Annotated in this window: 1 protein-coding gene; it reads right to left on the bottom strand. The window is 51.3% G+C overall.

Annotated elements, in window-relative coordinates; translation table 11 throughout:
• Nucleotides 1-70: 70 nt before the first annotated feature.
• A partial coding sequence (locus tag KMS84_RS44150; RefSeq protein WP_256921471.1) for a LysE family transporter occupies nt 71-355 on the bottom strand: 285 nt, incomplete at its 5' end.

Here is a 355-nt window from a genome sequence, read left to right as displayed (position 1 = left end):
ATCAAGCAGTTGCTTCCGCATAAGTGGGAGCCCGTTTAATCATGTAAGGGTGACGCTCGGACGTACACACTTAAGTTCGTCTGGCTGTAGCCAATAAGGCGGCTGCGCCGAGCATCATTGCACCCGTTATGCGATTGATGATCGACAATTTCCGCTTCGAAGGGTGCAGAGATCGAATGATGCTGCCAGCAAGGGCCCAGCCTATAGCGGCGATAAACTCGACCGCAATGTAGATTGCACTTAAAACGACGAACTGGGCAGTGAAGGAGGCGCCAGTACCAGCAACAATGAATTGGGGAACAAAAGCAGTGAAGAGCAAGATTGCTTTGGGGTTGGTCATGGCAGTCATGAACTC

Source organism: Streptomyces hilarionis, assembly GCF_024539675.1.
Taxonomy (GTDB): Bacteria; Actinomycetota; Actinomycetes; order Streptomycetales; family Streptomycetaceae; genus Streptomyces; species Streptomyces hilarionis.
The sequence above is the reverse complement of the archived record's forward strand: the minus strand, read 5'-3'. Positions and strand labels throughout refer to the sequence as shown.